Source organism: Salmonella sp. 5800, from assembly GCF_046558195.1.
Classification (GTDB): Bacteria; Pseudomonadota; Gammaproteobacteria; order Enterobacterales; family Enterobacteriaceae; genus Salmonella; species Salmonella enterica.
This window is the reverse complement of the sequence record NZ_JBGDOX010000005.1, coordinates 186,284-204,543: the sequence shown is the minus strand read 5'-3', so window position 1 is coordinate 204,543 and position 18,260 is coordinate 186,284. Positions and strand designations below refer to the sequence as shown.

General features: G+C 54.0%; 14 protein-coding genes. 3 read left to right on the top strand and 11 right to left on the bottom strand.

What is annotated here, in order from left to right; all coding sequences use genetic code 11:
* The first annotated feature begins 542 nt into the window (after positions 1-542).
* Positions 543-1,634, top strand: a complete 1,092-nt coding sequence (gene ompF, locus ACLJZ5_RS12035; RefSeq protein ID WP_000977709.1) for a porin OmpF — start codon at positions 543-545, stop codon at positions 1,632-1,634.
* Positions 1,635-1,818: 184 nt separating this feature from the next.
* A complete protein-coding gene (gene aspC, locus ACLJZ5_RS12030; protein ID WP_000462653.1) occupies positions 1,819-3,009 on the top strand; it encodes an aspartate transaminase in 1,191 nt (396 codons plus the stop codon).
* A 61-nt stretch (positions 3,010-3,070) separates the two neighbouring features.
* Here aspC and ACLJZ5_RS12025 read toward each other — a convergent pair whose 3' ends face one another.
* The 7 genes from ACLJZ5_RS12025 to cmoM all read right to left on the bottom strand — a co-directional run bounded on the left by ACLJZ5_RS12025 (position 3,071) and on the right by cmoM (position 14,015).
* Positions 3,071-3,718: an MBL fold metallo-hydrolase gene (locus tag ACLJZ5_RS12025; protein WP_001109471.1), complete on the bottom strand. Its 648-nt coding sequence runs from the start codon at positions 3,716-3,718 to the stop codon at positions 3,071-3,073.
* 27 nt (positions 3,719-3,745) lie between these two features.
* The gene (locus ACLJZ5_RS12020) at positions 3,746-4,294 is read right to left on the bottom strand and encodes a YcbK family protein (protein WP_000357052.1); all 549 of its coding nucleotides are present in this window, start codon (positions 4,292-4,294) and stop codon (positions 3,746-3,748) included.
* Positions 4,295-4,553: 259 nt separating this feature from the next.
* Positions 4,554-6,401, bottom strand: a complete 1,848-nt coding sequence (gene ldtD / locus ACLJZ5_RS12015) for a L,D-transpeptidase (protein ID WP_024797286.1) — start codon at positions 6,399-6,401, stop codon at positions 4,554-4,556.
* Between the two features lie 344 nt (positions 6,402-6,745).
* Positions 6,746-11,212: a chromosome partition protein MukB gene (mukB, locus tag ACLJZ5_RS12010; RefSeq protein ID WP_024797287.1), complete on the bottom strand. Its 4,467-nt coding sequence runs from the start codon at positions 11,210-11,212 to the stop codon at positions 6,746-6,748.
* Positions 11,212-11,916, bottom strand: coding sequence for a chromosome partition protein MukE (gene mukE, locus ACLJZ5_RS12005; protein ID WP_000060026.1), 705 nt, complete (start codon positions 11,914-11,916; stop codon positions 11,212-11,214). The genes mukB and mukE overlap by 1 nt, the downstream gene beginning before the upstream one ends.
* On the bottom strand, positions 11,897-13,219 hold the full coding sequence (gene mukF / locus ACLJZ5_RS12000; protein WP_001288828.1) for a chromosome partition protein MukF: 1,323 nt from the start codon (positions 13,217-13,219) through the stop codon (positions 11,897-11,899). The genes mukE and mukF overlap by 20 nt, the downstream gene beginning before the upstream one ends.
* Positions 13,212-14,015, bottom strand: coding sequence for a tRNA uridine 5-oxyacetic acid(34) methyltransferase CmoM (cmoM, locus tag ACLJZ5_RS11995; protein WP_001154025.1), 804 nt, complete (start codon positions 14,013-14,015; stop codon positions 13,212-13,214). Before cmoM ends, mukF begins: the two co-directional genes overlap by 8 nt.
* A 135-nt stretch (positions 14,016-14,150) precedes the next feature.
* Here cmoM and elyC point away from each other — a divergent pair, with 135 nt between their 5' ends.
* Complete coding sequence (elyC, locus tag ACLJZ5_RS11990) at positions 14,151-14,927, top strand: envelope biogenesis factor ElyC (RefSeq protein WP_024797288.1); 777 nt, start codon at positions 14,151-14,153, stop codon at positions 14,925-14,927.
* Here the strand turns inward: elyC and ACLJZ5_RS11985 are convergent.
* The 4 genes from ACLJZ5_RS11985 to ACLJZ5_RS11970 form a co-directional block, all read right to left on the bottom strand.
* Positions 14,907-15,800, bottom strand: coding sequence for a YcbJ family phosphotransferase (locus ACLJZ5_RS11985; RefSeq protein ID WP_000436888.1), 894 nt, complete (start codon positions 15,798-15,800; stop codon positions 14,907-14,909). The two genes, elyC and ACLJZ5_RS11985, sit on opposite strands and share 21 nt — an antisense overlap.
* A gap of 210 nt (positions 15,801-16,010) precedes the next feature.
* On the bottom strand, positions 16,011-16,757 hold the full coding sequence (kdsB, locus tag ACLJZ5_RS11980) for a 3-deoxy-manno-octulosonate cytidylyltransferase (RefSeq protein WP_000011576.1): 747 nt from the start codon (positions 16,755-16,757) through the stop codon (positions 16,011-16,013).
* Entirely contained in the window at positions 16,754-16,936 is a 183-nt protein-coding gene (ycaR, locus tag ACLJZ5_RS11975; RefSeq protein WP_000350056.1) for a protein YcaR, read from the bottom strand. The genes kdsB and ycaR overlap by 4 nt, the downstream gene beginning before the upstream one ends.
* A gap of 51 nt (positions 16,937-16,987) precedes the next feature.
* Positions 16,988-18,220, bottom strand: a complete 1,233-nt coding sequence (locus ACLJZ5_RS11970; protein WP_024797289.1) for a winged helix-turn-helix domain-containing protein — start codon at positions 18,218-18,220, stop codon at positions 16,988-16,990.
* Positions 18,221-18,260 lie beyond the last annotated feature (40 nt).

The following is an 18,260-nucleotide window of genomic DNA, read 5'->3' as shown; positions in this document are numbered from 1 at the left end:
TATCAATAAGTAAATAAATTTAATTACAACCCTCTGAATTACCACATCTTGTTACTGTATATTTCACGAAAATATTTACACATAAAAATTAATCCTTAATTTTATTGCGGATTAGATTTTTCTGTTCTAATAGCACAATTTTTCACCACAATTTCAGACATCAAGACTTCTAAATGGCTATTTTATGAAATAGCTCGTCTGCTGCTTTTTCAGACACAACGGTACCCCAAACCAATAAATGCAATAAAATCATAGTGATAAAATAAAAATGATCAAACCAAAGCGAGAACTCAGGGGAAGTTTGACGTTGTTCACAAAGTTCCGCGAAAATAACATTTGTTTACATATTTTTTCCTTTTGAAACTAAATCTTTATATTTGTAGCACTTTCACGGTAGCGAAACGTTAGTTTGAATGGAAAGATGCCTGTCAGACACATAAAGACACCAAACTCTCATCAATATTTCTGTAAAGTTTTATTGACGGAATTTATTGACGGCAGTGGCAGGTGTCATATAAAAAAACCAATGAGGGTAATAAATAATGATGAAGCGCAAAATCCTGGCAGCGGTGATCCCTGCCCTGCTGGCTGCTGCAACCGCAAACGCAGCAGAAATTTATAATAAAGATGGTAATAAGCTGGATCTGTACGGTAAAGCCGTGGGTCGTCACGTATGGACAACGACCGGCGATAGCAAAAATGCCGACCAGACTTATGCCCAGATTGGTTTTAAAGGGGAAACGCAGATTAACACCGATCTGACCGGTTTCGGTCAGTGGGAATACCGTACTAAAGCAGACCGCGCTGAAGGCGAACAGCAGAACTCGAATCTGGTCCGTCTGGCTTTCGCGGGTTTGAAATACGCGGAAGTGGGTTCAATCGATTATGGTCGTAACTACGGTATCGTTTACGATGTTGAATCCTATACCGATATGGCCCCCTACTTCTCCGGCGAAACCTGGGGCGGCGCCTATACCGATAACTACATGACCAGCCGTGCTGGCGGTTTGTTGACCTACCGTAACTCTGACTTCTTTGGTCTGGTGGACGGTCTCTCTTTCGGTATCCAGTATCAGGGTAAAAATCAGGACAACCACAGCATTAACTCTCAGAATGGCGATGGCGTAGGTTACACCATGGCATATGAGTTCGACGGCTTTGGCGTCACCGCAGCGTACAGCAACAGCAAGCGTACTAACGATCAGCAGGATCGCGATGGTAATGGCGATCGCGCAGAATCGTGGGCCGTTGGCGCGAAATATGATGCAAACAACGTCTACCTGGCTGCCGTATATGCTGAAACCCGCAATATGAGCATTGTTGAAAATACGGTTACCGATACCGTGGAAATGGCAAACAAAACGCAGAACCTGGAAGTGGTCGCTCAGTACCAGTTTGACTTCGGCCTGCGTCCGGCAATCTCGTATGTGCAGAGTAAAGGTAAGCAGTTGAACGGCGCCGACGGCTCGGCCGATCTGGCGAAATATATTCAGGCGGGCGCGACTTACTACTTCAACAAAAACATGAACGTATGGGTTGACTACCGTTTCAACCTGCTGGACGAAAACGACTACAGCTCCAGCTACGTTGGCACCGACGATCAGGCGGCTGTCGGTATTACTTACCAGTTCTGATCAGCAGACCCCTTTGTTTTATGCCTCAAAAACAGGACTTCGGTCCTGTTTTTTTATCTCTCTTAGAGAAAATGTGCGTCTTTCAAAAACAGGCGGGCTTTTTAGCGCTAACGGTTGGCATTTTGTAAATCTGCCGTTAACCTGATAGCGGATTTCCCTTCTGTAACTATAATGGAACCTCGTCATGTTTGAGAACATAACCGCCGCTCCTGCCGACCCGATTTTGGGCCTGGCCGATCTGTTTCGCGCCGATGACCGTCCAGGGAAAATTAACCTTGGCATTGGCGTATATAAAGATGAAACCGGCAAAACACCGGTGCTCACCAGCGTTAAAAAAGCCGAGCAGTATTTACTGGAAAATGAAACGACGAAAAACTATCTCGGCATTGACGGGATTCCGGAATTTGCTCGCTGCACTCAGGAACTGCTGTTCGGCAAAGGCAGCGCGCTGATTAACGATAAGCGCGCACGCACGGCGCAAACGCCGGGCGGTACCGGCGCGTTACGCATTGCCGCCGACTTTTTGGCAAAAAATACTCCGGTAAAACGGGTGTGGGTGAGCAACCCCAGCTGGCCGAACCACAAAAGCGTGTTTAACGCTGCCGGCCTGGAAGTTCGGGAGTACGCTTACTACGATGCGGAAAATCACACGCTGGATTTTGAAGCGCTACAAGCCAGCCTGAGCGAAGCACAGGCCGGCGATGTGGTTCTGTTCCACGGTTGCTGTCATAACCCAACCGGCATTGACCCTACTCTGGAACAGTGGCAGGTTCTGGCTGAGCTTTCCGTTGAAAAAGGGTGGCTGCCGCTATTCGATTTCGCCTACCAGGGCTTTGCCCGCGGCCTGGAAGAAGATGCGGAAGGTCTGCGCGCCTTTGCCGCGCTGCATAAAGAGCTCATTGTCGCCAGCTCCTACTCCAAAAACTTCGGCTTATATAATGAGCGCGTCGGCGCCTGCACCCTCGTTGCCGCCGATGCGGAAACCGTGGATCGCGCTTTTAGCCAGATGAAATCCGCCATTCGCGCTAACTACTCCAACCCACCAGCGCACGGCGCGTCCATCGTCGCGACTATCCTGAGTAATGACGCCCTGCGCGCTATCTGGGAACAGGAACTGACGGATATGCGCCAGCGTATTCAGCGTATGCGTCAACTGTTCGTGAATACCTTGCAGGAAAAAGGCGCGAACCGTGACTTCAGCTTTATTATCAAGCAGAACGGGATGTTCTCATTCAGCGGTCTGACCAAAGATCAGGTGCTGCGTCTGCGTGAAGAGTTCGGCGTTTATGCCGTGGCTTCTGGTCGCGTGAACGTGGCGGGCATGACCCCGGATAATATGGCGCCGCTGTGCGAAGCCATTGTCGCGGTACTGTAAAAAGCTGCCGACTGGCGTGACCGATAAAAAAGCCTGCACATTGCAGGCTTTTTCATTCTGCTTACCAGACCGGCATCTCATCTTGCAGGAAGGGATTATGCAGACGCTCGTACCCGAGCGTAGAGAGCGGGCCGTGGCCAGGAATAAAGGTCACATCATCGCCAAGCGGCAATAATTTACGCTTAATAGCGTCAATCAACTGGGTGTGATCGCCGCGAGGAAAATCGCTGCGCCCGACGCCACCTTTGAAAATCACATCGCCGGAGATCAGCAGTTGCGACTGTTCATCAAAGAAAACCACGTGTCCCGGCGTGTGTCCCGGACAATGTAACACCTGTAACGTCACATTCCCCACGCTGACGCGATCGCCGTCGTTCAACCAGCGATCAGGCGTCAGCGGCTGACACTCATCCAGACCAAACATGCGGCTTTGCGCCGGCAGTCCTTGCAGCCAGAACTCATCTTCTTTTTCCGGACCGATAACAGGAACGCCGTAATGCTGCGCCAGTTCACTCGCCGCGCCGACATGATCGAGATGCCCATGCGTGAGTAAAATTTGCATCAACGTCACGCCGCTGGCGTCCACTTCCTGTTTAATTTTTTCCGCGTCGCCGCCCGGATCGACCAGTGCCGCCAGCCGGGTTTGTTCGCACCAGATTAATGAACAGTTCTGGGAGAACGCGGTGACCGGAATAATACGATAGTTCATACTGCTCCTTTGATTAAGCCTCGCTGATTACCAGTGCCGCGCCGGCCCGGTATCAATATGCACAAAGTTACTACGTGGGTAATATCCTACACCACCTGCGCGCATAGATAACGCCGCTTTGCGAATATTGCTCAGCGCCACGCCCTCAATATGAAAATCCATCGCCTGCCCTTTTGTATGGTAGCTTTTTTTCGCTACGCCGCTGCTACGGGCGCGTAATTCATTATTGGTATCAAGAGAACGGTAGCCCGAGATGAGCTGCACAGGTTTACGCGTCCCTAACAGCCCCTGAAGTCGGTAAAGTTGGTCAAACAGGCGGGGATCGATTGATCGGACTTTATTCGCGCGATAGTCACGGAAAAAATGGTTTAACTTTGCTAATTCATCCTGAATATAGGCTCTTCCATCGAAAAACTCCGCCTTGATTGACTCTCCGGTATGGAGATTGTTTAACGTCAAAATGCGCGGGCGTGGGGTCGAGAGTGTGGCAAACGCTGGCGCGGGCAGGATAGCGGCGCCGAGAGCGACACCACCAAGCGCCAGCAGCTTGCGGCGATTAGCGTCAAATTTGTCCATGATAATCAGGTCTACAGGTCAATGTTATCGTTAATACACTTCTACCTTTAAGCAGACATGATACCGGCTGGCACAGACTTCTGAACGGCCCGGTCGACTTAAAGGTTGTTGTATATGCACTTCTGGCGCACGAAAGGCACCTTAACTGCCGATAAAGCCCGCGTCAAGATGGCCCTCCCCCAGCCACAACGGGGGTCTACAGCGAAACGCCCCGTTGAAGCCAAACATTAGGACAACATATTTACCAGAACTTCTTCATTTACCTGATTAATTGTTCAACCTTTGGCACAATTTGTGCGCTGGATCGCGCTGTGAGATCGTAATTGTAAATATCTGTACGATATTGCATACGTCCATCTGCGCCGACAAACGCGGTCAGATAGTAAAGATTTACTGGAATGTTCTGCCGGATATTGACATACCGCGTGTCGCCTTGCTTCAGGGCGCCTGAGATCCGCGCATCGTTCCAGCCAGCATCCTGCAAGAGCATATTCGCCAGTTCAGAGGCCTTATTGACCCGCACGCAGCCGGAACTTAACGCCCTGGCGTCACGCTGAAAGAGATTATGGTTGGGCGTATCGTGCAGATAGATAGCATCTGAACTCGGCATATTAAATTTATAACGCCCCAGCGAATTGTGCGCGCCTGGCGCCTGCTGGAAACGGAACGGAAGATTCGATGGCGTAATGGTGGCCCAGTCAACCTGCCACGGATCGATCGCTTCTTTGCTGTTCCAGCCGCGCATCACGGTGTAGCCATGGCGCTCCAGATAGCCTGGGTCATTCCACACCTTCGGTAAAATGTCTTTACGCGCAAGCGTGGGCGGAACGTTCCACGGCGGGTTCACCACCACATTATTCAGCGCGCTGCTCATCATCGGCGTTTTACGATCGGGACGCCCGACGATCACCCTCGAAGCCAGCACCTGGTTGCCATTCTGATAGTAGACCAGCGAATAAGCGGGAATGTTTACCATAATACCGGTAGAGAGTTCCGCCGGCAGCAGGCGTAAACGTTGGATATTCAGTGCCAGTACGCCTGCGCGTTGCGCGGGGGTCATATTAAGCCAGTTACGCGTCGCCGGGCCAATAACGCCATCCGCCCCCAGCCCTTGCCATGCCTGAAAACGCTTTACCGCCTCGACCAGTTCACGATCGTAGGCGCGTGCCGCCGGAGCCGACTTACTACGGCGGGCCGTTTGTTCGTCGACCGGCTGCGCCACCGATGTTTCGACTACCGCGGCGGAGGGGCTGACGACGGCGCTATCAGCAGTGTTATCGCCGGGTAAGGCTATCTTTGGACCGCCATCCAGCGTCCCCGTACGCTGTAATATTTCGCGCAGCGCAGGCACATCGTTACTCCATTGCCCCGGGCGCAGCGTCGCGGTATTGGTCAACTGCGGCCACGGGCGAGAGTCCGCCACCAGCTTCAGTAGCGCGTCATGCATGGGCGCATACTGTGGATGCTGCGGCGCCAGGCTGGCGATATACATCGGCAACTGCCCCTCTTCCAGCGCGATTTGCCACTGGTTAATCACCGAGACTGGCGGCGTCGCCAATGCGTAAGGTTTGTTGCTATATAACCAGCGCTGGCCTTTGACGGGGATATTCGCAATGAAATGGAGATAGCCCATCATGGCGTCTGACAACACAACATCGCGCGCCATACCGTTTACGGCGGGATCGGTCAACAATGCCACCCAGGCGGTAAACTGCGGCTGGAATCCGGCAATCGCCACCTCCGCCAACTGTTGCTGGAAGGCTTTCACCGCATCGCGATTATCCCACATGGGCTTCATGTCGCGCGCGGCATACAGCAATGTTAGCTGGCTCATATAGACCGGCGTATAGCCGGAAGGAAGCTGCGACTGTAAATCAGCCCGGACTTTCTCGGCTGAAACGCCCTCCGGCAGCGGCTGAATCCCGGCCATAATCGCCGTCGCGGCGGATTGCTTCTGCGGCCCAGCCTGATCCGTCGCGGCAACGGCGCTATCGCCAGGTATCATTTCAGGCTCATCGGCCTGCGCATTGAACAGTGGAGCGAATGTTACGGCCAGGCATAAACTGATTGCCGACAGACAACGACCACACATCTTATTAAGCAACATCCCTTGCCCCCTGTTTTCGTTATCATACTCCGCATGACTGTGCTGCCCGCAGAGCGGGTCAACCGCAACCAATGCTTTTGTTTAGTATGACGAGTCAGCCTGCTCACTCGTCAGGCTTAACTCCAGTATATAAAGTTCGTTACGTTTTTGCCTAACCTAATGTAAAGAAGTTTAAAGAAAATGCACTACCCGGAGAGATTTTTCAGATAAAGAAAAAGGCGGCTTTTGCCGCCCCAGGCTAATGATAAAACAGAACTTGTTGTGCCGGATGGCGGCGTAACCGACTTATCCGGCCTTGCCTGATAAGCGAGGCGCTATCGGGCACTTCATTATTTCGGCCGTATTTAACTCGCTTCTGAAGGCGTATCTTCCGTCCGCGTACCGGGAAGCGTTTCCGGAAGCTGCGGCGCAAAGCCACGCAGCCCGACAACATGAACATGCTCAGTATTCTGAAACACTTTACGCACCAGTTTATAGGTCGTGCCCTTCTCCGGACTGATGTTTTCCGGCGCGGCGATGATGAGCTGCATCTGCAAACGTTCGCATAGTTCAAACAGCGTGGCGATAGAGCGCGCATCCAGACGCGCCGCCTCATCGAGGAACAGCAGGCGACATGGCGAAATATCTTTCCCGCGCAGCCTGCGCGCTTCGTCTTCCCAGCTTTGCACTACCATCACCAGAATTGACATCCCGGTCCCGATAGCTTCACCCGTTGATAGCGCGCCGGATTCCGCACGCAGCCAGCCGTCGGACCCACGGTTAACTTCAACTTCCATTTCCAGATAGTTACGGTAGTCCAGCAGCTCCTCGCCGATGGTCTGCGGCGTGCGTTGCCCCATATCGATCTGCGGATTCAGGCGCTGGTACAGTTTCGCCAACGCTTCAGAGAAGGTCAGACGATTGCTGTTAAACAGATCCTGGTGCTGCTCCTGCTGTTCTGAAAGCACATCCAGCAAGGTGGCATGCGTTTCACGCACGTTGACGTTTAACCGCACGCTATTCACCTGGCCAAACGAGACGCTTTGCAAACCCTGGTTCAGCATACGGATACGGTTCTGCTCACGCTGGATAGTCTTGCGGATAATGTTTGCCACGCTGCGGGAACTGATCGCCAGCTTTTGCTCACGCGATGTCAGCTCTTCCGTCAGACGGCTCAGTTCAATCTCCATTTGTTCAATGGCTTCAACCGGATCGTCGGTACGAATAATATCCTGACGAATACGTTCGCGCAGATGCTGGTAAACGGCCACAAAGAACTGGATTTTACGTTCCGGGCGTTTCGGATCTTCCGACAGACGCAATACGTCGCGCAGATGTTCGTTATCCGCGACGGCCAGGCGCAGCGCGCCCAACGCCTTATCCGACATGGAGCGCAGTTCATCCGCCGACAGATAAGCCAGCTCACGACGGTGCAGACGGCGTTCCACGCCATTGTCTTTCACCATCCGCATGACTGCGCACCAGCCGGCTTTCGCGGTCACAACCTGCTCGCGCATTTCATGATAATCGCGCTCCAGCTTGCGCAGCTTACGGGTCAGGTTATCCATCTCCGCTTCGCAGAAGGTGAGCGCTTTCTCAAGCTGATTGCGACGCGAACGGTTATTGCTCAACTGGGCGTGCAGTTCATCGCGACGCTGGCGGGCGCGTTCTTCCGCCCCGCTGTCGGCGCGAACGCCAATATCCTGTAATTCGCGCTGCAAATCGTTAAGCAGCTCTTTTTTCGTGTCGTAAGAGCTTTTTAGCGAGGCCAGGACCTGGCTGTACTGACTTAACTGCGCGGCATGGCTGCGCAGCGCTTCGCGGGCGCGGGTACGCTCGGCTTCCGCCTGCTCCAGCCGCTGGCGCAGCTTTTCGTTGAGATCGCTGTTGCCGCTCAGCATTTCCGCCGAGTCGGAATAGCTGAAATGCGCCCGACGTTCGACGACTTCAGCCAGCGCAAAAGCCTGCTGGCGCGCGTCGCGCTGCATTTGCTGCGACCAGGCATAGTCTTCTTTTAACTGCTCAAACTGTTCCGGATCGCTTTGCAGAACGGAAACCACCGGCTCCAGTTTGGCTAACTGGTTGCCATATTGCTGCACAAATCGCGCCGCTTCCTGCGCCTCATCCAACCGTTCCTGAATTTCATCGACCCGATCGGCCAGCGTTTCATCGGCCAATAAATTCAGCCGCGGCAGCAAACGGTTAAGCGCGGAAACGCCCTCTTTCGCCTGCTCAAACTGAAGGCGCTGTTGCTGGTTGTCGCTTTCATGCGTCGCCAGCGCGCGCTCCAGTTCGACGCGACGCCCGTTCAGTCGGCGAATTTCCGCTTCCGGATCGTCCTCAAAAGCGACGGAAAGGTGGCTGCCGATGAAACGGCTGAACGCCTGGTGCAAACGCTGGGTTTTCTGCACGTCAAACGAGAGCGTGGCAAAGCGCTCGGAAAGCACTTCCCGTTCCGCATGGAGACTTTCAATACGGTTCTCGCGCGCCGCACGGCCAAAAATAGGCAGCGACGGGAAACGCGAATAACGCCACTGACGGTCGGCAATTTTCACGACCACCGCCTTTTCCAGCTCGTCAACGCTGAATACGCTGTCATCAAAAGACTGCGGATCGCCTTCGATCAGGTACAGATCTTCCGGGCAGTCGGTCAGACCTTCAAGCTGTTCGGCTATTTGCGATAAATCCGGTACGACGATCGCATGGCGCGACGGGCCATACAGTGCGGAAAAGTACGGCGCATCTTCAAGGCTGACATCATCGTAGATTTCCGACAGCAGTACCCCGCCAAAACGCTCCGCCAGCGCATTCAAACGCTGGTCTTCCGCGCCGCCCGGCTGGCTTAAACGTTCGATCTCTTCATCAACCGCATTTTTACGCGCGCCCACTTCGTCGCGTTCGACAATGGCTTCGCGCTCACGTTCCAGTAGCTGTTGCAGGTATTCGGTCACTTCCTGGCTGGACGTAAACTCCTCGCCGCACTGTTCGCTAAGCTGGTTAAGGCTGTTTTGCGCCGCCAGCCAGACGGGCGCACGCCGCATCAGATGTTGAATACGCGACTGAAGCTGCTCCTGCTCCTGACGCAAGGCCATACGCTGTTCGCTGGCTGACGACACGCTATCAGACAAGGACGCGATGCGGGCTTCCAGCTCCTGATGCAGCGCTTCCAGTTCGTCAATATCAAAATTTTTGCCCTGTCGCTTACAGAACTCCGCCAGCAGACGTTCCGCCTCTTGCTGCTCGCGCAGTCGCTGTTCCAGTTCGCTCAGGCGCATCCGCAGCGGCTGTACCTGTTCCGCCAGATGACGCTGGTTCACGCCGTCCCGTAACAGCTCGCGCGCCACGTCCCAGGCTTCGCTACGCGCCAGCGGGCCGTTGATCGCCGCCACCAGCTGGTAAGCCTGCTCAAACTGACTGTGCGCGGTTTGCGCCACGCTCATTTTTTGTTCCAACGACAGCAGTTTTTCCGTAGCTTCCTGCTCTTTTGCCTGGAAAGTATCCAGCCATTCGGCGGCGCTTTCCGGCGTTAGATCCGGCAGATGGCAAAGTTCTTTAGCGCGGGCAAGCGCTGATATCGCCTGGTTATACTGAATCGCGCGCGTTTGCTGTACATCCAGCGCCTGCTGGTAATCCGCAAGCTGGCTTTTGAGTTCATCGACTTCCAGCTCGGCGGCTTCGGCACGCGCTTCATTTTCGTCCTGCATTTCGGCGGCTTCCGCCACCACTTCATTTTGCTCTTCGAGTCGAATCTGCAGCTCTTCAAGATCCGCTTCGTAGCGTTCAATTTTTTCCTGCTGGCGCAGCGCAGTTTGCACCAGATTCAGGTGATCGCTCGCCGCCTGGTAATCCGCTTCCAGAGAACCTTCGGCGCCGTTATGTTCGCCCAACTCACGGGCCATATCGACGTGCTTATACTGCTCTGCCGCCAGTTGTTTGCGCGATGTGTACAGTTCGCGTCGAAACGCCAACGCCTGATCAAGGTGAACCCGACGCTCATTAGCGTGGCGCATATAATCCGCCGCCACATAATCGGTGGCTTCGCTGATCAAATGCTTAAACAGATCGCGATCGGATTGGGTAACACGAATCGCTTCCAGCGTGAGTCGGTTCTCGCGCAGCGCCGCTTCCATATCCTGGAACGCCTTGCGCACGCCGCTGTTTTCCGGCAATAAATAATCGCGTAGCGATCGGGTAATGGCGCTGGAGATCCCGCCGTACAGCGAGGCCTCTATCAAACGATAGAATTTACTGCGATCGGAAGCGGAGCGCAGACGACGGGCGATAATCCCTAAGTCAAACATCAGCGAATGATAATCGGTGATGGAGTTAAACTGCTTAAACTGCACGCCTTCCATCTCGTCAAGCTTGTCTTTCAGCTCAGCAAGCGACAGTACGCGCGCCTGACGTTCGTTTAATGTCTCCGTCACCAGTTGTGTCGGCTGTACCGACATCGGCAGCCCCTGGATAGCGAACGGTTTGATGTCCACTTTGCGATCGCGCCCAGCGACCTGCTGCAGACGCACGCCGACCACCACCCGCTGATGGCGGGAATTAATGGTGTCGAGCATGGAGTAACAGACGCCCGCCTTCAGCTTACCGTGCAGACCTTTATCGCGCGAACCGCTGGTGGCGCCGGCTTCCGTGGTGTTACGAAAGTGCAGTAATGTAAGATCCGGGATCAGCGCCGTGACGAACGCCGCCATCGTCGTGGATTTCCCGGCGCCGTTGCCCCCGGATAACGTCGTGACCAGTTCATCCAGGTCAAAAGTACGGGCAAAAAAACCGTTCCAGTTAATCAGCGTTAGCGAGCGAAATTTACCGCGTTCAATCATTATTCTTCCTCTCCACTGTCCGGCTGATTCTCTTCGGTCTCATCATTAAGTTGCAGATGGTTTTCAATGGGCATCGCTTCCCCGTCGCGGATGAGACGACGCTGCGCCTCGCGAGGATCGTCGCCGGTGCGGACATCCGCACCAAAGCGGAAGACCGATTCGGTAATGCGGAATTTGCTGCTGTCGTGGCCCATAAACCATACCATGCCCAAACGACGCAGGCGGTTCAAAGAAGAACGCACCTTTTCCTGCAGTTTCTGACGATCAACGTCAGATCCCGTCGAGCGGTTATTCACCAGCTTTAGCAGTTTGGCTTCGTCCGCAAGGGTAAGCAGCTCGTCGTACAACTCCTGCTGAGTAAAGATCCCTTCGTTGGCCAGACGCTCCGGGCTAAGATAGAGGTAGCAGAGAATTTTACCGACCATCATATCCAGTTCGGATAACACCGAGCGCGGAATAAGCGTGGTAGAACGCGGACGCAGGTAGAAGAACCCCTCCGGCGCGCGAATCAGCTCCACATTATAACGCGCGTAAAACTCTTCCAGGTATTCCTGAAAATCCATCAGAAAGGCATGATTATCCAGTTCGTCCAGCCCGATGTGGCGGCCCGAACGTAATGCGCTATCCAGCGCCGGAAATAACGGATTCGCCAGCGCCTGCGCCAGCTTAACCGGCATCACTTGTTCAATATTTGTCAATGACATGCGCCTGTACCTTGGCTCCGTAATCATTAATCGGCTGCCATTTGGCTGGCAGTCCGGTGAAATCTGCTTGCGCTACGCCAAGACGTACCGCTTGATCGATAACAATACGCGCCACGTCGAAATGACGCGCGCGCGGGTATTGCGCCAGATACTCGCGCACCACTAGCCCAAGATCCAGTGGCGTTTGTCTGGTTTTGTAGATAGCCAGCTGTTCTTCAATGATGGCCGCTAACTGCTCACGGATCTCGTTAAACTCTTCATATTCCAGATCCGGCGGCAACTCCCCGGTGACTTCATCGTCACGCAACGCCATCTCTTCATCGCGCATATCCAGCAGACGATCGGCATTCGCGTAGGTTAGCGCCCACGGATCGTCAAAATAAGTCTGCACGGACTGGCGCAACCGCTGGGCGAAGACACGGTTTTTATCCATATCGATCGCGGTACGGATAAATTTATGCACGTGACGATCGTAACCGATCCATAAATCAATAGACTGCTGACCCCAACTGATAATGCGGTCGAGTTTACTTTGTAAGTCAAACACCAGCCTGTCGACAAAATGCAGATCGTCGTGCGTCATCGTGGCATCCTGAATGCGCAGCAGGTTAGCCTGCAGCTTATCGCCCGCCGCCTCCAGCGTATCCTGCAACTCGCGCAGCGTACCGGACGTTTCGGAAAGCAGCAGTTCACAGCTGGAAATCGCCGCCCGCCAGTCTTTATTCAGCAGTTGTGCGATATCGTCTTTCACCTGCTGCTGCTGTTCATCCATGATGCGCTGGGTCAGATCGATACTGTCGAAAATCTCCGCCACCGAATATTTCAATGGCGCGTAAACGTTGCGATGCCAGTGGAACTCATCGCCACCCTCCGCTGCCGCATCCGCCGCGCGCTTCAATTCGCCGGCCACAATCGACAACTGCATAGAAAGACGCAGCGTAGAGAATTCACGTTGACGAATGTAGTAATCGGTGATGCCAATCCCGAGCGGGGTTAATCGGTAAATCGCATTGCCTTCCGCCTGCTCGCTGGTAAAGCGGTTCAGCAGACGTTGACGCACCATATCGTTAATCGCGTTATTAGCGCGCACGCCGATGGTTTCGCTGGTTTGCTCAAACGCATCACTCACATGGCGGAATGCATCCACCAGCTCGCCTTCACTCATCTCGCCGTCAAGGCGTTCGCCGTTCAACGTGGCGACCGCCAGCAGAAAGGAAAGTCTGTCTACCGGCAGCGAGATGGAAAAGTCGTTTTTTCTGGCCCAGGCAACCAGTTCGGGGACTGTCTGGGAAAATTCACTCATAGGTTATCCTTGCATCTGCGGCTAGCGCCGGGCTTTTAATCGCGGTGACATGAATGTAGCGCCCAAGGCTAATATACGGCTCCTGGCGGCAATAACGCGTTTCCAGTTCGACCAGGGTCTCATAACAGTCACGCTGCTGGTGTTTTTCACGCAGATAATCATGAAACACACGCACGCCGGTTTTACCGGTAATCTGCCAGCCAATCGCCTCCAGCCACTGGTACACCTGCGCGGGGTCGCGCGGGTAGTCAGGCGACAGCGTGCGCTTCTTGCGTTTAGGCATCCCCGCCTGCACGTAGTCAAAATTACCCGCCACCATATTGTGCATCAGCAAACCGTTAGCGTTATAGAACATCAACGACAGCGCGCCGCCAGGGCGCAATACTGACCAGAGCGTTTCTAATACGCCGACAGGATCGGCTACCCACTCCAGCACAGCATGAAACAATATCAGATCAACCGGGCTTTCCAAATGCGAAGCGACGTCCTGAGCCGGGCATTGTATAAAATGCATGTCTTTGCTCACACCTTTTGCCTCGGCCGCCTGCCGCGCGCGGGCGATCATTTCGCCAGACAGATCGCATAACGTCACCTGATGGCCGCGTTCCGCCATCTTAATCGCCGTTTGCCCTTCGCCGCCGCCGGCATCCAGTACCCGCAGTTTTCGCCCGCCAATCTCCTCCAGCACGCGATCCAGGTCTTGCCACAGAATGGCTTGCCGCAGTTGTCCTTTGGTCGTGCCGTAAATGTTACGGGAAAACTTTTCAGCAATGTCATCAAAATTGCGATCCTGCATCGGACTCTCCACAGGCTGGCTCAGGCGTTATCTGATAAAACCGCTATTTTGTCACAGCCGCGGCGAGAATGAACCTGTCTGGTGTAATATCACCGTTAATCCTCCGCTATATGGTTAAAAAAGGAACCAAAAAGGATGCTTTTTACGCTAAAGAAAGTGATTGGTGGTATGTTATTGCCGCTTCCGCTGATGTTGCTGATGATTGGCGTCGGCCTGGCGCTGCTCTGGTTTAGCCGCTTTCAGAAGACCGGAAAAGTATTTATCAGCGTAGGTTGGCTGGCGCTATTGCTATTAAGCCTGCAACCCGTTTCTGACCATCTGCTGCGTCCGATAGAAAACCGCTACCCTACCTGGCAGGGTTCGCAAAAGGTGGAATATATTGTGGTTCTCGGCGGCGGTTATACCTGGAACCCGCAGTGGGCGCCGAGCTCTAATTTAATTAACAACAGTTTACCGCGGCTGGCGGAAGGCATCCGGCTGTGGCGCGCGAATCCGGGAGCAAAGCTGATTTTTACCGGCGGCGTAGCAAAAACCAATACGGTAAGCACGGCGGAAGTCGGTGCGCGGGTGGCGCAGTCACTGGGCGTACCGCGTAGCGATATTATTACGCTGGATAAGCCAAAAGATACGGAAGAAGAAGCCGCCGCCGTTAAGCAGGCCATCGGCGACGCCCCTTTCCTGTTGGTAACCTCCGCCTCGCATTTGCCGCGTGCGATGATTTTCTTTCAGCATGCCGGGCTGAATCCGCTTCCCGCGCCGGCGAATCAGTTGGCGATCGATTCGCCGCTCAATCCCTGGGAGCGGGCAATTCCGTCCCCGGTCTGGCTAATGCACAGCGATCGCGCTGGGTATGAAACATTAGGACGACTTTGGCAATGGCTGAAAGGCATATCAGGCAAGCCAGGGGAGTAATGATTTCGCCGCCAGATCAAAGTTGGTACGGTTAAAACGTCCGGTATTGACCAACTGTGCAACCTCGTCCCACAGCACATAGAGCCAACGCCGCCAGATGAAGGACTCCGCCACTGGCGCGCGTTGCAGATAATGCCAAAGCAATCCCTCCGCCAATGGATTATCCATCAGGCGAAACAGTTCGAACTCTCTCGGCGCCCACAGCATCAGCCCGGGGCCGACCATCGCCAGAAGCTGATCGCTACGGGCGTCTTTAAGCATACTGCGCAGGCAGAAGTTGCCATGCACCAGTACGCAGTTGTCGTTAAACCCTTCAAATAACGAAGGAAGACATTCTCTGGTACGAAACAGAATGCGTTTGTCCTGCATCGTCAGGCCGGTATTGCTGAACTGATTTAGCGTCGTCCACAGCACCTCCACCCGCTGACGATACCAGGAAGGCCAGATATTCTCCTGAGTATGGTCTACGGCGCCCACGCAACCGCGGCTATCCTGCCGATGCCAGGCTAACAGCCCTTCGACAATCTGATCTTTTAGCTGTTCCCAGCGTTCCGGAGTGCGCGCCGGCGCCTCGACCGGCACACCGCGCAGTCGTTCCAGCAGCAGCACATCCGGACCAGGATGCTCTTCATGCGTCAATACGCCATAGATTACCGGCATCCTCACCGTACCGCTACGCGCCAGCATTGAGGTTTTCCATGCCAGTTGCTGCGCAACGCCGGGAGTGGTAAAACTTCGCGCCATCAGCGGCATCGGAATTCCCTGGCTGTCATATAATGACCACAATGCGGAATCCGCTTTCTCATTCACGCACTCTATACGGCTAAGTTTTTCACCCAACAAATGACTGAGTTCGGCCCGCAACTGTTCCATTCCAGATTACCCCCATTAGTGCTACTGCTTTAATAATGAGCGTCGTATGGACAGATGTCACCCGTATCAGATCAAGGGAAGAAAAGAAAAATGAGGAAAATCGTAACGGTACGAGAAAGCCGCCACTGATGAGCAGACGTGAGTATTCATCTTTGCGCTATCATACCGCGCTGTTCATGACCGTCTAAGACGATCATGAACAGGATCATGTTAACGCATTTCAGCGCGCACGCGCTCCAGGTCGTCGGCGGTGTCTACGCCCGTGCCGGGCACCGCTTTGGCGACGGCGACATGAATTTTTTCGCCGTACCACAGCACACGGAGTTGCTCCAGCATTTCAATATGTTCCAGCGGGCTGGGTTGCCAGCTCACGTAACGGCGGATAAAACCCGCGCGATAGCCATAAATGCCCAGGTGACGAAGGCAAGTATCCCCTACCGTTTCCAGGCTTTTTGCAAAGCGGTCGCGATCCCAGGGAATCGTCGCCCGAGAAAAGTAAAGCGCATAGCCTTCGGCATCCAGCACAACTTTTACCGCATTCGGGTTAAACGCTTCTTCGGCGCTGTGAATCGGCACCGCCAGCGTCGCCATACCAACCTGGCGCTGCGCCAGATTTTCCGCAACCTGGCGAATAATAACCGCCGGGATCATCGGCTCATCGCCCTGAACGTTCACAATAACGGTATCGTCGCTGAATCCGCACTTCTCTACCACTTCCGCCAACCGTTCGGTGCCGGACTGGTGATCGGCGCGCGTCATGCACACTTCGCCGCCAGCCGCTTCTACCGCACGAGCCACGTCTTCATGATCGGTCGCGACAATAATGCGTTCCGCGCCAGATTCGCGCGCCCGCTCCAGGACATGAACAATCATGGGCTTACCATTAATATCCACTAATGGTTTGCCTGGCAGTCGGGTAGATGAAAAACGGGCCGGAATGATGACGACGAAACTCATGATTTACTCTCATCAGATGTCAGGGAGCGAGCTTCATTTTCCAGCAATACAGGAATGCCGTCGCGTAACGGGAAAGCGAGATTATCCAGTTTGCAAATTAATTCTTGCTTTTCCTGGTTATACCAGAGTTTGCCGTTACATACCGGGCAGGCGATGATTTCAAGCAGACGATGATCCATAGTTCCTCCAGATGGACCGGATTGTGAATCCTTCAATATTAACATAATCGGTTATGATGCAGGGTCTATTTCCCAGCCATGACGCATGGCGCTAAACAGGCCTGGCGGACATTGTCCCAGCGTCACGCGCGACGCCCGTTGCCAGGCAGCAAACGCGCTAATGGCCTGCCAGATTCCTTTTTGCAGACTAACGCCAGGGCGAATATCGTCCTCCAGATACAGCGAGATAACCTCAAGCACCCCCGTTTTACGGTGCATTTTGGCATCCATTCGCCCGACTAAACGGCCCTGGTATAATAGCGGCAGCACAAAATAACCGTACTGGCGCTTCGCCGCAGGCGTATAACATTCCAGCCGATAGTTAAATCCGAAGAGCTGCGCTGCCCGCTTGCGATCCCATACCACAGGATCGAAAGGCGACAGCACTGCGCTATGGGTCGCCTTTAAGGCGTTATTTAGCGCCGGTTCAAGCTGCGAAAGAAGATCGGCATGAAGCCACATCCGCCCCAACGTTTCCACCTCGACCGGAATAATCTGCTGCTGTTCCGCCCGGCTCTCCCGCCATCCCTTCAGGTCAGGACGTTTCAGGCGGTAGTAATCCGCCAGCCACTGTTCACGGAAAATCCCCAGACTGCGCGCGCTATTATCCAGCATCAGGCTTTCCGCCTGCGACTGTGACAGTCCATCGCGTTCATCATCCCAGTGCGGCATCACACGGGGCGTTAAATCATATACACGTTGAAAATTACGCCGCTCAACAACCATGACTTTTCCGGCGGTAAATAAACCCTCAAGGTGGCGTTTATGTGGTTTCCATTCCCACCAGCCGCTGACGCCTTTCCGCGCATGTTCAAAATCGGCAGAACGCACCGGACCGTGCTCCTGAATATGCCGCACTAGCTGTTCTATTTCTTCCGCGTGCTCATGCATCCATGCCGCGCGATATTTCCAGCCCATCTTTTCCGGCGACAGCATACGATGGCGGATAAGTTTAAAGTCGCGGCGTGGTAAGAAACAGGCCTCATGCGCCCAGTATTCGATTAACTCGCCGCGTCGCAGCGCCTCATCCAGCCAGGCCTGCGGGTACGAACCGAGACGGCTAAACAGCACCAGATAGGGGCTACGTGCGACAACATTGATGGTATCAATTTGCAACAACGCCATGCGTGAGATGGCGGCAAGAACATCGCCAGGCATCGCGTTACGGCGCGGCTTTTTCAATAGCCCCTGCGCAGCAAGGTGAAGACACCGGGCCTGGGAAAGAGAAAGGTACGGCAATGACATTCATGGCTCCATAAATTCATCACTGCCGCTGCATTGGGGT

Coding starts and splice junctions, on each gene's coding strand:
- ompF (WP_000977709.1), top strand. CDS start 543: ATGATGAAGCGCAAAATCCTGGCAGCGGTGATCCCTGCCCTGCTGGCT.
- aspC (WP_000462653.1), top strand. CDS start 1,819: ATGTTTGAGAACATAACCGCCGCTCCTGCCGACCCGATTTTGGGCCTG.
- ACLJZ5_RS12025 (WP_001109471.1), bottom strand. CDS start 3,718: ATGAACTATCGTATTATTCCGGTCACCGCGTTCTCCCAGAACTGTTCA.
- ACLJZ5_RS12020 (WP_000357052.1), bottom strand. CDS start 4,294: ATGGACAAATTTGACGCTAATCGCCGCAAGCTGCTGGCGCTTGGTGGT.
- ldtD (WP_024797286.1), bottom strand. CDS start 6,401: ATGTTGCTTAATAAGATGTGTGGTCGTTGTCTGTCGGCAATCAGTTTA.
- mukB (WP_024797287.1), bottom strand. CDS start 11,212: ATGATTGAACGCGGTAAATTTCGCTCGCTAACGCTGATTAACTGGAAC.
- mukE (WP_000060026.1), bottom strand. CDS start 11,916: ATGTCATTGACAAATATTGAACAAGTGATGCCGGTTAAGCTGGCGCAG.
- mukF (WP_001288828.1), bottom strand. CDS start 13,219: ATGAGTGAATTTTCCCAGACAGTCCCCGAACTGGTTGCCTGGGCCAGA.
- cmoM (WP_001154025.1), bottom strand. CDS start 14,015: ATGCAGGATCGCAATTTTGATGACATTGCTGAAAAGTTTTCCCGTAAC.
- elyC (WP_024797288.1), top strand. CDS start 14,151: ATGCTTTTTACGCTAAAGAAAGTGATTGGTGGTATGTTATTGCCGCTT.
- ACLJZ5_RS11985 (WP_000436888.1), bottom strand. CDS start 15,800: ATGGAACAGTTGCGGGCCGAACTCAGTCATTTGTTGGGTGAAAAACTT.
- kdsB (WP_000011576.1), bottom strand. CDS start 16,757: ATGAGTTTCGTCGTCATCATTCCGGCCCGTTTTTCATCTACCCGACTG.
- ycaR (WP_000350056.1), bottom strand. CDS start 16,936: ATGGATCATCGTCTGCTTGAAATCATCGCCTGCCCGGTATGTAACGGC.
- ACLJZ5_RS11970 (WP_024797289.1), bottom strand. CDS start 18,220: ATGTCATTGCCGTACCTTTCTCTTTCCCAGGCCCGGTGTCTTCACCTT.